Source organism: Paenibacillus sp. Pae15, assembly GCF_024519685.1.
In the GTDB taxonomy this organism is placed as follows: Bacteria; Bacillota; Bacilli; order Paenibacillales; family NBRC-103111; genus Paenibacillus_G; species Paenibacillus_G naphthalenovorans.
The window spans coordinates 1-14,196 of record NZ_JALJRM010000037.1 but is presented as its reverse complement, the minus strand read 5'-3'; the positions used below and the strand labels follow the sequence as shown (position 1 = coordinate 14,196).

At 47.8% G+C, this 14,196-nt stretch carries 15 protein-coding genes; 1 reads left to right on the top strand and 14 read right to left on the bottom strand.

The window, feature by feature from the left end; translation table 11 throughout:
• Positions 1-4: 4 nt before the first annotated feature.
• The 12 genes from NR121_RS22510 to NR121_RS22455 all read right to left on the bottom strand — a co-directional run bounded on the left by NR121_RS22510 (position 5) and on the right by NR121_RS22455 (position 11,215).
• Positions 5-211: a hypothetical protein gene (locus tag NR121_RS22510; RefSeq protein ID WP_054820024.1), complete on the bottom strand. Its 207-nt coding sequence runs from the start codon at positions 209-211 to the stop codon at positions 5-7.
• A 22-nt stretch (positions 212-233) separates the two neighbouring features.
• Positions 234-1,565 (bottom strand): 5'-deoxyadenosine deaminase, encoded by a 1,332-nt coding sequence (locus tag NR121_RS22505; protein ID WP_256831965.1) that lies wholly within the window; start codon positions 1,563-1,565, stop codon positions 234-236.
• A gap of 30 nt (positions 1,566-1,595) precedes the next feature.
• Entirely contained in the window at positions 1,596-3,182 is a 1,587-nt protein-coding gene (locus NR121_RS22500; protein WP_256831964.1) for a PucR family transcriptional regulator, read from the bottom strand.
• A gap of 199 nt (positions 3,183-3,381) precedes the next feature.
• Entirely contained in the window at positions 3,382-3,687 is a 306-nt protein-coding gene (locus tag NR121_RS22495; RefSeq protein ID WP_256831963.1) for a hypothetical protein, read from the bottom strand.
• A gap of 71 nt (positions 3,688-3,758) precedes the next feature.
• Positions 3,759-5,042: an efflux RND transporter periplasmic adaptor subunit gene (locus NR121_RS22490; RefSeq protein WP_256831962.1), complete on the bottom strand. Its 1,284-nt coding sequence runs from the start codon at positions 5,040-5,042 to the stop codon at positions 3,759-3,761.
• Position 5,043: 1 nt separating this feature from the next.
• Positions 5,044-5,706: an HlyD family secretion protein gene (locus NR121_RS22485; protein WP_062408389.1), complete on the bottom strand. Its 663-nt coding sequence runs from the start codon at positions 5,704-5,706 to the stop codon at positions 5,044-5,046.
• A gap of 70 nt (positions 5,707-5,776) precedes the next feature.
• Positions 5,777-7,354 carry a DHA2 family efflux MFS transporter permease subunit gene (locus NR121_RS22480; protein ID WP_062408390.1) on the bottom strand — a complete coding sequence of 526 codons (1,578 nt, stop codon included), beginning with the start codon at positions 7,352-7,354 and terminating at the stop codon, positions 5,777-5,779.
• Positions 7,355-7,403: 49 nt separating this feature from the next.
• On the bottom strand, positions 7,404-8,282 hold the full coding sequence (locus NR121_RS22475; protein WP_062408391.1) for a TetR/AcrR family transcriptional regulator: 879 nt from the start codon (positions 8,280-8,282) through the stop codon (positions 7,404-7,406).
• 256 nt (positions 8,283-8,538) lie between these two features.
• Positions 8,539-8,778, bottom strand: coding sequence for a YkuS family protein (locus tag NR121_RS22470; RefSeq protein ID WP_054820207.1), 240 nt, complete (start codon positions 8,776-8,778; stop codon positions 8,539-8,541).
• 135 nt (positions 8,779-8,913) lie between these two features.
• Positions 8,914-9,297, bottom strand: a complete 384-nt coding sequence (locus NR121_RS22465; RefSeq protein ID WP_054820206.1) for a hypothetical protein — start codon at positions 9,295-9,297, stop codon at positions 8,914-8,916.
• A gap of 199 nt (positions 9,298-9,496) precedes the next feature.
• Positions 9,497-9,925: a GNAT family N-acetyltransferase gene (locus NR121_RS22460; protein ID WP_062408393.1), complete on the bottom strand. Its 429-nt coding sequence runs from the start codon at positions 9,923-9,925 to the stop codon at positions 9,497-9,499.
• Positions 9,926-10,003: 78 nt separating this feature from the next.
• Positions 10,004-11,215, bottom strand: a complete 1,212-nt coding sequence (locus NR121_RS22455; protein WP_256831961.1) for an MFS transporter — start codon at positions 11,213-11,215, stop codon at positions 10,004-10,006.
• Positions 11,216-11,341: 126 nt separating this feature from the next.
• Here NR121_RS22455 and NR121_RS22450 point away from each other — a divergent pair, with 126 nt between their 5' ends.
• Positions 11,342-12,217, top strand: coding sequence for a LysR family transcriptional regulator (locus NR121_RS22450; protein ID WP_174349951.1), 876 nt, complete (start codon positions 11,342-11,344; stop codon positions 12,215-12,217).
• A gap of 50 nt (positions 12,218-12,267) precedes the next feature.
• Here NR121_RS22450 and NR121_RS22445 read toward each other — a convergent pair whose 3' ends face one another.
• Together NR121_RS22445 and NR121_RS22440 are read right to left on the bottom strand one after the other, a co-directional pair.
• Positions 12,268-13,326 (bottom strand): tartrate dehydrogenase, encoded by a 1,059-nt coding sequence (locus NR121_RS22445; RefSeq protein ID WP_062408396.1) that lies wholly within the window; start codon positions 13,324-13,326, stop codon positions 12,268-12,270.
• A 20-nt stretch (positions 13,327-13,346) separates the two neighbouring features.
• Positions 13,347-14,030, bottom strand: coding sequence for a haloacid dehalogenase type II (locus NR121_RS22440; protein WP_074729700.1), 684 nt, complete (start codon positions 14,028-14,030; stop codon positions 13,347-13,349).
• Positions 14,031-14,196 lie beyond the last annotated feature (166 nt).

Here is a 14,196-nt window from a genome sequence, read left to right as displayed (position 1 = left end):
TATTTCAAATCTTCCTAGAGCAATCCATTCGGCCGCAATGCTGCCGGTGATTTCTTCCGGACCTGCCGTTACCGATATCCAAGCCGACCGGATCATGCAAATGATCCGGAGCAGATTTACGGCAAGCGTGTCCCTCGGTTTCGATCACCGTGGCAAGCACCGTCTTTCGCCTGGTTCGGAACAACACCTCCAGCAATCCGTGCATCTCCATGTCACCACACCTTATGATCCGTCTATATCCGCTTCAGCAGCCTTTCGATACACCGATCGGCCTCTTGCAGTACCACCTTCTTATCTACGGTAAGCAGCTGCTTTCCTTGCATCACGATCTTTCCGTCAATGATTACCGTATCCACGTCGCCTCGGGTTGCCGAATACACGATACGAGAATACGGATCGGCATCATACGATGGATACGCATGAAAATCGTTGAGATCCAACAGGATCAGATCGGCTTTTTTCCCCGGCTCGATACTGCCGATCTCGCCTTCCATCCCGAGCACCTCCGCCCCGCCCATCGTCGCCATCCGAAGCACATTCTTCGCCCCCATAGCGGCCGGTCCGCAATTCGTTTTATGAATCAGCGCAGCAAGGCGCATTTCTTGAAACATGTCGAGATGATTATTGCAGGCGGCCCCGTCCGCTCCCAGACCGACATGGGTATGCTGAGACAATAAATCCGGCACATCCGCAATGCCGGAGGCCAGCTTCAGATTGGAGCCCGGACAATGCGTCACTTTCACGCCGCGTTGGCGGATAATCCGCTTTTCTTCTTCATCGAGCCAGATGCAGTGGGCCAATATCAGCCTGGGCGTAGCCAGCCCGATATGATCGAGGTACACGACATTGCGCATGCCTCTCTCCCGCTCGACCTGCTCAATCTCGCCTCTGTTTTCAGAAGCATGAGTATGGATCTTTACGTCGTACTGCTCCGACAGATCCCTGACTTCCGTCAGCAGACGCTCCGTGCAGGACACGACAAAACGCGGGCAAAACGCATACCGAATCCGTCCGCCTTCCGCTCCGTTCCATTTCTGCAGCAGATCTACGCTTTCCAGGATCGATTGATCCGTCCGCTCAAGTAAAGCGGACGGCACATCCGCGCCGCAATCCATCATGACTTTGCCGGCTACGGCGCGAATGCCGCTTTCTGCCATAGCGCGAAAAGCAAAATCCGTATGGCGAACCGTCTCCATATCAAGAATGGTGGTTGTTCCGCTGCGAATCAGCTCTCCAATGCCAAGCAAAGCCGAATAGTAGACCGATTCTTCGTCATGCGCAGCCTCCAGAGGCCAAATTCTCTTCTTCAGCCAATCCAGCAGCTCCATGTCATCGGCCCGCCCCCGGAACAGCGTCTGGCATAAATGAATGTGCGTTTGCACAAATCCCGGCAGCAGCACGCGCCCTTTTCCCGCAATGATATGATCGGCTTGCTTTTCCAACGAGCTCAGATCAGGTGCGGCATGAACGATCCGGTCATTCTCAATCCAAACATCCCCGGAATATACTTCTTCTTGACTGTTCATGGTAATGATTTGAGCTTGCTTGATGAGCAGTTTAGACATGGATGTCCTCCTTGCGTCTGGGTAACGCCTTTAGGAATTCAGCATTTGCCGAAAGACGAACACAAGCTTCAGCCGGAGCAAATCGCTTATGCTTTTATAATCGACGCCCAACAATTCGCCGATCTTCTCCAATCTATATGCCGCGGTGTTGCGATGAATGTAAAGCTGCTTGGCGGTTTCATTCATTTGCCCGTCATTGTCTATAAAGACCTCGAGCGTGTGCAGCATCTCCCGCGCATACTCGGGATCCTTGACCAGCAGCGCTTGAAGCACTTCATCGCAATACAGTTGCATTTTCCGGGCGGGCACATGCTGAAATAAATAGGCAAGCTCCACCGTTTCGAATTGAATGACCGGATCGCGAATTCCGAGACGTTCTGCAATCTGCTGCGTGTCCTGACATTCCTGAAACGCCTTCAGCAAAGACTCCGGCTTGCATTTTCTGCCGCTCACCGACAGCCAGGGCCTGCGTGTGGCGTCCGCCGCTCCGAGCAGGCCTTGTAATCCTTTGGCAAGAAGGGCCGGGAGCGTCCCGTTCCCGGAAAATGAATCCGCGGAAAAAATCGAGAACTCCCCCTCTCCTATGCGAAAATGGATCACCTGTTTGTTTTTCAGCTCAGGATGGAATTTAAGCTCTTCGCGAAGGTCGCGAAGCCATTTGGAGCGGTCGCTTTCCGGGATCTCCGGCGGCACCGCTGCCAGCACACACTGATACGATCCTTCGAAAAGCTTGATCCCAAGGCGTTCCGCCCCTTCTGTAAGCGCCTCAATGGTGCCGTTCCCTTTTAAATAGCGCGACAATAAGTACCCGAGGTCATTTTGCACGGAATGATCGACAAATTCTTTGTACACGAAACTCATTTGGTAAGAGATGATTTCGGCCGCCTGGTGAAAAAGACCTTCCTCAACCTTCATCAATTGAGGTTCTGTAGGATAAAACAGCACGTAACCGATACCTTCTTCTTTATCCGTCAAAGGAATACGGAAATGTCTGCCGTTCTCCGAGTAAACCCATTGGCTGCGATCTTTCCAAGGCCAACCCTGCAGAAGCTGCGCTTCACTCATCGAGGTTGAATTAAAGACCAGATGACCGCGTGAAGCGACCACAGCCATCGGATACCCGATAATCCCCAGAATCGCATGAAAAAAGTTGCTGAGATGGTCGGGTTTGAGGGCGAACTGCATAAGCTTTTTTTGCTTCTCGAGGACCGAATGAAGCACCTTGGTATTGCGCTGCAATTCGGCGTAAAATAACCCCTTCATCTGATCGGAGAACGTGAATTGATAAGGAAGCTCTATGAGAGGAAATTCCAGACGGTCCGCCTCGTCAAGGATGGGTTCGGGAACATCGGACCAAAACCGGCCCAGCTTGATCCCGAGCCCCGCGGAACCCCGCTGGTCCAGCTTGCGCAGCAGTTGGATGCCCTCGTCAATGTCGTCTTTAATGAGGTATGCGGTCGTAAACAACATTTCGCCGTCTTTTATCCAATCAGTGATGTCCGGGGCGTCCATCACATTGACGGATTTCACGATTCTTGACGTACCGGTTTTTCCTGCAACCAGCCTTCCTTTAGACAAAGGAAAAATCGACAACGCCTCTTCGACGGTAAGATGCATAGGTACTCCCCTCCCAGGAAATGACCTCGGATATTCGTGCGGCTGGATCCATTGCGGAATTCGGAATATATATATGTTATATTATATAACATTATACTAAGCAAAGCACCAAAATTCAATAAATTTATGTTATTAAATATAACATAAATAAAAAATCCGCCCCTCGCGAGGTCGGATTTCGTGTGGAATTGAAGTCGGATTATTGCTTGAATACGCCAAGCAGACGTTTACCTTCTGCACCTGTCTCTGTGGTAAACACTTCGTAGATGCGAACGGATAACGGGTAACCAAACTGCTCGGAATTGCCGCTGAAGGTAAAGTTGTTTTCTCCGTTTACAATCCGGTTCGAACCGATGAAAGGAGCGGTTGCCGTTCCGAGTGTAACGGCCGTCTGTGCGCTGAAGGCGGGTTCTGAAGCCTCGGCCGCAAAAGCGGAGTAACCGGTGCTTATCATCGAGGCGGTAATTACAACAGATGCTACGGTTTTCTTCAGCTTGTGTTTCACTTGGGTTTCCTCCTGTCAAGTCTGATGTCGGTTATTTCTGCCTTTTTCTTCCGTTATAGCTCTCATTGCTGCTATTCAACCACAACTTTAGTGCCATCGGACAAGCTTGCCGGCGGTGAGATCACAATTTTGTCTTCATGATGGAATAAGGAGCTGTTTTCAACAAAAACCCAATCCTTATTTTTATCCTCAGTTGTAACTGCGATCTCCCGGACCTGATCTCCATCCAGCTTATACACAAGTTTTTTTCCGTCTTTTTCAATAATGGAGTCTCTCGGTATTTCTACATGTTTAGCAGCATCGGCGGTAAAGTTCACTGTAACCACGTTACCTGCGCGGAGAAGATTTTCCGGATTCGGGACGGTTAACCTTACCGTAAACGTGTTATTGTTAGGATCGGAAACCGGACTAACGAAGGAAACCGTTCCTTGAAATTTTTTATCCGGTAAGCTCGCGACTTGAATATCGATGGAGTCCCCTTCCTTGATCTGGTTCACCTCTGACTCCGGAACACTCACCTCGACTTTGGCAGGATCCAAACTAACCAGCTGCAGAAGGGAGGCACCGGAAGGCATGGCGGTGAAAGCCATCTCACCGGCTTTTGCATATTTCTTCACCACAATACCGTCGATCGGAGAAACAATAGAGGCATTCCTCAGCATTAAATTGGCCGAATCAAGATCCGCTTGTGCAGCTGCAACCTGGGCTCTAAGCTGGTCTATCGTACTGGCCGCAGCTCCAGCCTTTAATAAGTCCAGCTTCGCCTGGGCACTCCTCGCATTGGCTACCGCTGCATCGTAGGCTGATTTTGCCGTTTTATAGTTGGTTGTCGCTAACTCCAATTCATCCTTCGTGATGTTGCCCATATCATAATGGTTTCTGGCTTGATTATACGTAATTTGAATTTGGTCAAAAGCCGCTTTCGATTGATCAACCAAAGCATGGGCAGCATCCAGTGCACCTTGGACTGCACGGATATCCTCTTGCCTGGCTCCCTCAAGCGTATTAGCGAGCTGGGCTTGTGCTGCATCGAGACCGGCCTGGGCTTTTCTCACCTGCACTTCTAATTCGCTTGTCTCCAGCTGCACAAGCAAATCGCCTTTTTTCACTTTTGCCCCTTCCTCTACCAAAATGGAAGCGATTCTTCCAGGCTGCTTGGAATAGATCTCTACCGTTTCATTCACAACAACCTTACCGATGAGTCCACGTTCGACAGATGACAATGTAATCGTCTTAACCGAAGGAATCTGCTGTTCGGAGGCATTAGCAGGCAGATCGGTGCCGCAGCCTGTAAAGACCATCGTCGAAGCGGCAAGAACGGATAATATGGTGATCGTACGAAACCTTTTGTTCATCTCAGTTCTCCCCCTTAATATGTATCTTCACTTCAGCGCTCATGCCCGGAGACAGGTTCAACCCTCGCTGATCGTCTATCGATATTTTGACCCCGATCCGCTGGGTCACCTTTGTAAAATTACCGCTTGTGCTTGTCGTAGGAAGAAGAGAGAACGTTGACGCCGTGGCGTTCCCGATCTCATAGACTTTTCCAGTAAGCGTATGGCTCGGGAATGAATCAATGGAGAATTCAACATATTGGCCGAGCTTGATCTTTTCGATTTCCGTCTCTTCAATATTGGCGGAAACATAAAGTGCTTTTTTATCCACAATCATCGCTACGGATTGGCCCGGTGTGACGACCTCGCCCGGTTTTGCCGAGGTATGAATTACCGTACCGCTAACCGGAGAGCGAAGTGATGCTTGATCCAGTAACGTGCTGGATAAGTTCGTTATGTCCTGCTGACCTACGATTTGATCCGCAACAACCGTATCTCCTTGTTTGATCGTCAGTGTGTTTAGCTTCCCTGAAATTTTAGGCATGACACGATAGATCTCTCCTGCTAATCGCGCATCTTCCGTTTTCACATAATGAACAGATTGATACCAAAAATAAGATCCAATGCCTGCCCCTGAACCTATGATGACGATAATGATCAATATTAAGATCAGTTTTCTTTTCATGTTTCTCCCCCCAAGATTTCAAACGATAGATATGGTTCTGTATGGTCAATAAGCTCGGGTGAACTCAACCTTAGTGAATCATGATGTCATCCCCGCCTTCACGGGACGATTTGTTTTTCATTAGAAATACGAGAGGGATGCAAATCGCTCCCAAGATCACAAGAAGAAAAAACGTATCCGTGAAGCCCCGTACTAACGCTTCTTTCTGAATCGTTTGACCCAGTACGCCAAGGAATCCGCCCTGCGAGGCAGCCGTATCCGCCCCCAGCATCATATAGTTATGTACAATATGGCCTTGGAATACTGCAAATGCCGGCGACGTTTCTGATATCTGCTCCGTTATCGCTGCTCCGTATTGTGTTGTCCGATGCGACATAAAGGTCCCCAAAAGAGCAATCCCAAAGGAGGATGACACACTGCGCAGGATGTTGGAGAGCGAAGACGCGCTGCCCATCAGCTCGTTAGACATCGTATTTAATCCCGCAGCAATAATGGGCATCATGCATAAACCGATTCCCAGCCCTCGAATAACAAGGTATACGTTCAATTCATAGTTGGAGATGTCACCCGTAATAAAATGCAATTTGTAAGTACCAAAGGTTAATAGCGCCAGACCAGTTACTCCAAAAGGAATGACTCCAATCCGGTTTGATAGCGCACCGACAAGCGGCATCATCAAGGCGGTGGCAATGGCTTGAGGCATCAGCTGTACTCCCGTTTGAGACGGCGTTAGCCCCCCGACATTCTGGTACCATATCGGAAGGATATACGCTCCTCCTTGAATCGCAATAAACACCAGGGAAGAGATAAGGATACTGACGGTAAAATCCTTATTTTTAAATAATCGTAAATTGATGACCGGGTCTTTCTTCCCCGTCTCAACCCACAGCAGCAGCATGAAGCTGGAAACCGATATCCATATGAGCGTAACGATGTATAGGGATGTCCACCCCTCTGCTTCACCCTTTTTGATGATCAGCAGCAATGAACAAAAAAAGATACTCGAGAGAATAATGCCCGGAAAATCAAATTTCAAATGCGATTGTTTGGGTGTTTCTTTAATGAGAAAAAAAGCGATCAATAAGGATAAGAGGCCTATCGGAATATTAATATAAAACAAGATGCTCCAATGCATATGCTCTACGACGTAGCCTCCAATCGTTGGCCCCAGGGAAGGAGCAGCCATGGCAGAGATCCCCCAAATCCCCATCGCGATAGGCACCTTGGAGCGATCCATAATCTGATAAAGCATGGCCATGCCTACCGGCATGATGATTCCTCCGCCTAAGCCCTGAAGGACTCGAAATACGATAAGGCTGGTATCATTCCACGCCATCCCGCACATGGCTGAAGTCATTATGAAAGCCGAAACCGAAATCATAAGTATTTTTTTATAACCGAAGCGGTCTGCCAAGAATCCTCCGAGCGGGATGACCACGGCTGTAGCCAAAGTATATCCGGTAACCACCCACTCCATATCATCTATTGTTGAATTCAATAAGCTGGTCATTTTGGGTATAGCGACATTGATTACGCTATGGTCCAACATTTCGAGAAACGTTGCAAAAATAATGGAGAATAAAGCAATCCACTGCTTGATGCCACCCTTTTCCTTATCCGGCGATGGCTCAGATGTATTGGTAGTCATACATGTCCCCTCTTATATTACATATTTTGTAAAGTTAGTGGGCCCTCTCTTAGTCAAAAAGAAGTCTTTCGAGACGGTTACACAACTCCGATAAGGGTTTATGTTCTCTTAAATAATTTAGTAATGACTTCTTGATCACGGTTCTTGGACGATTACGATTCGCTTCTTCCTTCAGATAAGCAATCGCTTCTATCACTTCCTTTTTAGACTGAGGTTCGATGTTAAGAGACGCTGCCTTGCTCTCTATCATCCTATACAATTCCAAGATTTGGTTCTCTTTATCCACAGGACTGTACTCAACAAATTCTATTTTTTTTCTTAGTTCACAAGTAATCACGGGCTCGATACGGCTTTCATGAAAATACTGAATGAGGATATCGAGGATATTTGAAATCAGCTTGGATACAACTGGAATAGCGTTTTGTTGAGTATGAATGATTTGAAAGGCATATTCCCGCATAAAGGAGTGATAGGCTAATACGATATCCCAAACGAAGGGATCGATCTCTTCACCATAGGCAGACAGCAGCATTTTTTTCGTTAAATGCATGATTTGTTTTTCAAATATGACGATGGAGGAATTCGTTTTGACTAGACTTGCAGAGCTCACATCATGGGGAGAGATCACGGATAAGAAGAAATGCCTTTGCTCAAAAATATGTTCCAGTGTGAGCTGACAATGCTTCTCGATCTTTTCTTTTGCAGTCATATCCGCCAGCAGAATGACATAGTCCGCCATTTCCTGCATGGAATCGATAAATTGAGTCAAGACTTCGCTGAGAAGTACATCCTTGGATTCGAACATTTTATAAAAGGAGCCCTTGGCTACACCGGCTTCCTTGGCGATCTCATCTACCGTGGTTGCTGCAAGCCCCTTCTCGGAAAATAACCGGCTCGCTGCATCAATGATTTCTTGGCGCTTTGGCATGCTTCAACCTCCTGGATATTCACTCAAAGAACTAATGAGTTCATTGTGAACACTAAAGTTTAAACATCTTTTACTGATTATACATTGGACATTTTTTCCTCGTCAATACTAAAGAGTCTCTTTTGAACTCATAAGTTTACAGTTTAAAGCCTTTGTTCATTGATTTTTCAATAATTGATAGATAACGTTAGGTCCCGAATAGTTATCCAAACAAAAAAACCCGCTGGCAGCGGGCGTAAGGAATGGTATAGGCGATCTAGCTCAAGCTTTGGTTTACTCTTTGTACAATTTCATCGGCTGTCATGCCTCGGGCGTTAATCACCGACGCTTGAGTAACGGTTTCACTGATTCCCATCACGTTCTTATCCTGACCGGAAATGACGCAGCAATCGCAATTTTGCAAATTTCCGCTGTCTATGGAAACAACCTCGTGCCCGTTTTGCTGCAGGGCATTCTTTACATCCTCCAAGCTGTTCTCAACCGCAATTTTTGCCATGGCTTTTCTTCCCTCCTTTTCCATGATGTAGTTTGCCCGGGAAGTTTCCTTTTTTATACCAGCTATTTTAGGGAGATGGGATAATCTTTATTGATGACAATCGGATCGTTTACGCGCTGTAAAGAAATCGTGTACTTATCCTGCTTGGAGGCAGGGATGTAAAGATCCAGGTATGGACTGCTGCTTTCGCTTGTAATTGCTGTTCACTTTCTCCATTAATTGATCGTTTTGGGAAATTTGATCGTTATACTCTTTTATGAAGAAATACACGCTTTCCAGCCGGTCTTGATGAGGGGCTCCTTTTTTCACTTTCAAGTGAAGATACCCGTCATGATATCGAGCCTTCTCAATGACGATGTCCTTATTCTTATATCGAACCGTTAAGGGGAACGTTCCATTCATTGAAAGCTCAAAGCTGCCGCTGGGTTCTCTCTCTGAGACTTGTACCGTTCCTATGTGCAGGTACAGCTCCTTTACCTCGGTGTCAAAGAACACGGATGAGGAAAATGGCAGCTGCATCTTTCCGTCTTCCATCATCAATCCAGGACCGGAAGAAGTGTTGTTCGTTGTCTCAGTCCAATATGCTTCGCCTCACTTTAAATGTTTCTATTCATATAGGCGTAACCGAGCGCCATTCGGTTCAATCCTGACCAAAGAAAAACAGCTGCAATGAGCAGCTGCGAATTAACCCTATTTTTTACTCTAAGCGGCATCTTGTTCACTCATCCGATTCCACTTCATACACACATTGAAATCGTTCAACGCCGGGGAATTTTTCCCCCAGACTTCTGATGGAAAAACCTATATTCCTATAGAACTCCACCGATTCTTCATCGGTTTCCGCTTGAATTTCCCGCGGTTTTTTGAGCTCGATCAGCTCCAATATTTGTCCTCTGCCATAGCCTTGCCCGCGATATTCCGGATGAACAGCGAGATGCTTCACTTCCAGAAGCCCATTCGGATGCGCAATAAACCCGACAAGGCCAATCATTTGGCCATCCTCTTCATATCCATACAGCTCGCGGCTGTCCTCTTTCGCATAGGCGTTCAGTTCCTTTTCCAACAAACCGGAGTCGGGAAAGACCGAATACGAGAGCAGTTCCTGTATATTTTTTTCGCCGAGCCTATGTTTAATATCCACTAGCATTGAAAGTCACTCCGTTACCGTTTCAAAATAAGGATTGCACTCTTCTATTAAATCATAGTTTCCGGCGTTGTCCAATTTTTATTTCGTTGTGATCATCCCGTTTACCCGAACCAGACTTCGGCTTTCCTCCGCATAGAGCTTTCTGGTCAGGAAGAAGGTCAAGATAAAGACCAGCATTCCGCCTCCGACCACTCCGGGCCAACGGTTTAGATGCCAAAACCAGCCCAAATAAAAACTTCCCAGGCCGCCGCCCAAATAATAAAAGAATAAGTACAGACTGGCTGCGCTTGCTTTGGCAAAGGCCGCCCGGGAATTTACCCAGCTTGCCGAGGCGGAATGGGAAAAGAAAAATCCGAAGCACTGCAGAACCAGGCCGATCAGGATTACCGGAAGCCAACCGACAAGCGTAAGCAGAAGACCCGAGGCAAAGATCAGGATACCTGCCATCATACAGCGGCTTTTGCCCCAGCGGTCGGACAATCTTCCGGACACCGCGGAACCCAGGCTGCCGGCCGCATAGGCCAGAAAGAGCATGCCCAGCTGGGAAGGACTCAGATGAAAGGGCTCCTCGCTAAGCAGGAAAGTAAGATAATTAAACGAACCGATAAACACCAAAAAATGCAGGCCTCCGATCAGCATTCCGATGCTCAGCGTCGGGTTTTTCAGATGATTGATCATAGCCAACGCGGCACTGCGCCATTGCAGAGGCGAAGGCTTAAAATTGCGGGAACGGGGAAGCAAGAACACAAACGCGACAAATAAAGCCACCGACAAGAATCCTATCATGGCAAAGGACGAGCGCCATCCCCAATGCTCTGCGATCACTCCGCTCAAAATCCTTCCGCTCATTCCTCCAAGGCTGTTCGCCGCGATATAAAGACCCATGGAAACACTTAATGCTTTGGGTGAAAATTCTTCACTCATATAGGCCATCGCCAAAGCCGGAAGCCCTGCAAGAAACAAGCCCTGTACGGCGCGCAGGATGAGGAGAACCGAGTAATCGCTGACGTAGGCCGTCAGAACCGTGGAGACGACCCCTCCTGCCATGCACCAGACCATGATCGGTTTTCTTCCAACCGCATCGGATACGGGCCCGTAAATCAGCAAAGCCACACTGATACAAAATACCACCACCGAAAGCGATAAGCTTGACATAAATTCGCTTAATCCAAATTCAACAACGAATAAGGGCAACAGCGGCTGCGTCAAATAAACGATCGCAAATACCAGGAAGGACCCCAGGCTTAGCGCCGCCGTAGCTCTCCAATATTCTCCTGTACCATAATTCATCAACGAAAACTCCTTTACATGACTGTCTACAGATGATACCATGATGACATACTATTAATAAAATATATTAATTTCATCATTTCCATAACTATTGGGAATAGTGTATTCCGCAAAGGAGAGCCATGGATGGATTTTAAAAAACTGCAGTATTTTGTAGAGATTGCGAATTCCGGCAGTTTTACCAAAGCTGCCGAGAAGCTGCTGGTTGCCCAGCCGGCGATCAGCAAATCGATTCATAAACTGGAGGAGGAATTGCAGCTCACCCTGTTCGACCGTTCGGAAAAGGCGGTGGCTCTAACCCCGGAAGGCCGCGCGCTGCTTATTCACGCCCGGGCCATTCTCAGCCGTGTAGAAGAAGCCCGTAAAGAAATGGAGGAATTAAGAGGACTCGAGAAAGGGGAAATCCGCATCGGTCTCCCCTCCATGTTTGGAAGTTATTATTTTCCCCAGATCATTAAGGAATTTAAAAAGAAGTATCCTGCTCTCACCATCAGCGTAGTAGAAGCAGGAACGCTGGAAGTTCAAAAGCTGTTGGATCGTAAAGAGGTGGACATTGGAATTAGTGTTCTCGGCGACCACCAGCAGGAGCATCACGAGGTCATCCCTTTGTTAAGAGAGGAAATGGTGGTTTGTCTGCCGGCCGGTCATCCTCTGGCGGAGCGTTCGTCCTTGCGCCTTCAGGAGATTTTGAGCGAGCCCCTGGTTTTATTCAAAGAAGGTTATCTCCAGCGTGAATTGATTATGGAAGCAAGCCGACATGCCGCGAGCCCACCGAATATCACCTTCTCAACCAATCAATTGTCCCTGATCAAATCCCTGGTATCCGAGGGCTTTGGAATCACTTTGTTTTTGCGTATGGTCATTAAGCACGACGATCAATCTCTGGTTCCCGTCTCACTCGATCCACCGGTATATCTGCATTTGGGGGCTTCATGGAACAAGGATACGTACTTATCGAAAGCATGCCAAACCTTTATGAACTTTCTCAAGCAGTGGTTATAAAGGCGAAAAATAAAAACAGAAGCACCAGCTGTGCCTCTGTTTTTTACGGATTACAATGTCTTAAGCCGGCGGCAAATTTCCTGAACCACTTCGGTCGTCGACGATGTGCCCCCGATATCCGGAGTTTTGATGCCATCCTGAATGACGCTTTCCATAACTTCAAGCATTTTGCGTCCGGCCTCGACTTCGCCCAAGTGATCCAGCATCATCTTCGCCGTCCAGATTTGACCTATGGGGTTAGCAATCCCCTTGCCGACAATATCGGGTGCGGAACCGTGTACGGGCTCGAACATGGATGGATATTTCCCGTTGATGTTAATATTGGCTGCCGGCGCGATGCCGATGCTGCCCATGATGGCCGCTCCCAGATCGGTGAGAATATCCCCGAACAGATTGCTTGCGACAATGACATCGAACGTGTGCGGGCGGGTGACAAAGAATGCCGCCAAGGCATCAATATGGCAGGATGACGTCTCGATGCCGGGATAATCCTTCCTTACTTCGTTAAACACGTCGTCCCAGAACGGCATCGAATGCACGATGCCATTGGATTTGGTTGCGCTGGTGACACGGCCTTTTCTTTGCTCAGCCAATTTGAAGCCGTACCGAATGGCCCGTTCCGTTCCTTTTCTGGTAAAGACGGCGCCTTGAATGGCTACCTCGTCCTCTCCTTTATGAATCCGTCCGCCGATCTCACTGTATTCTCCCTCGCTGTTTTCCCTCACCACGATCAGATCGAAATCGTTCGGAGAGTGTAAGGGGGATTGAATTCCCTTTATATATTTGGCGGGGCGGATATTGATGACCTGCTCGAATTCACGGCGGATTTTGATCAACAACCCCCAAAGGGACACGTGATCCGGAACCCTCTGCGGATCCCCCACCGCTCCGAGAAATACGGCAGTATAATTTTGCAGGATTTGAATCCCGTTATCCGGCATCATTTTCCCGTGTTCCAAGTAATAATCGCAGCTCCATGGATAGCTTGTAAAATTAAATTTCAAGCCCCCGTGAACTTCCGCTACCGTGTTTAACACTTCCAACGACGCGGGGACAACCTCCTTGCCGATGCCGTCGCCTGGAATCACCGCTATATCGTATATGTTCATGTGTTATCTCCTCCAGTTCCCTACTTGGGGCTTATCATTTGAAGCAGCCCCGTTAAATCAGCCATTTCATAATCCGGGCTGTAGCGGGGGTCAAGCGTATAATCATTCAGCCGGTTGGACCAGGCGCAGGTAAGCCCCGCTGATTTGGCTCCCATCACATCAAACAACGAGCCCGCAACATGCAATAATTCCCTTCTATCCAATCCGAGACGGGTAAACGGAAGCTGATAAATTTTGGGGCTTGGTTTATATGCTTCGGCCTGATCGGAAGAAAAAATGTAATCAAAATGAATGCCGATCTCCTCTTGAAGCGCTTGCAGCATCGCTTCCGTTCCGTTGGACAAAATGGCGATGGCGTAGCCTCTGTTTTGGATTTCGGACAGGACCTCCGCCGCCTCCGGCCAAAGGCGCAGTCTCGTCCAAGCCAGTAACAATCGTTCTCTCGCTTCATCGGCCAGCTGAATGCCGAAACGCTTGGCCGTGTAGTCCAATGCGCGGAGGGTGATGGTATCATAGCTTAAATATCCCGTATCCAACGAATTGTTAAGCAATAAATAATCCCACTGCCGGGTACGCCACGTCCGAAAAAACGCCGTCGTATCAAGCTTATTTGAACCAATTTCCTTTGTGAGCTCGGGAATCAGACTCCCTTCAATATTAGCCAAAGCCGAGTATACATCGAAAGAAATCAACCGATAGGACATTGATTTATCCTCCTCTCTCTAAAAATGCAGACTGTCGACAGTAAACAATTATAGTATAACAGATCCGATTTGATTTATGAATCTTTTTTTGAATCGGATCGTGTTTTTTTTCTACGGCGGCATGAATAACATACATGTTATTTGAGACATTTGTTTTATAAATTTT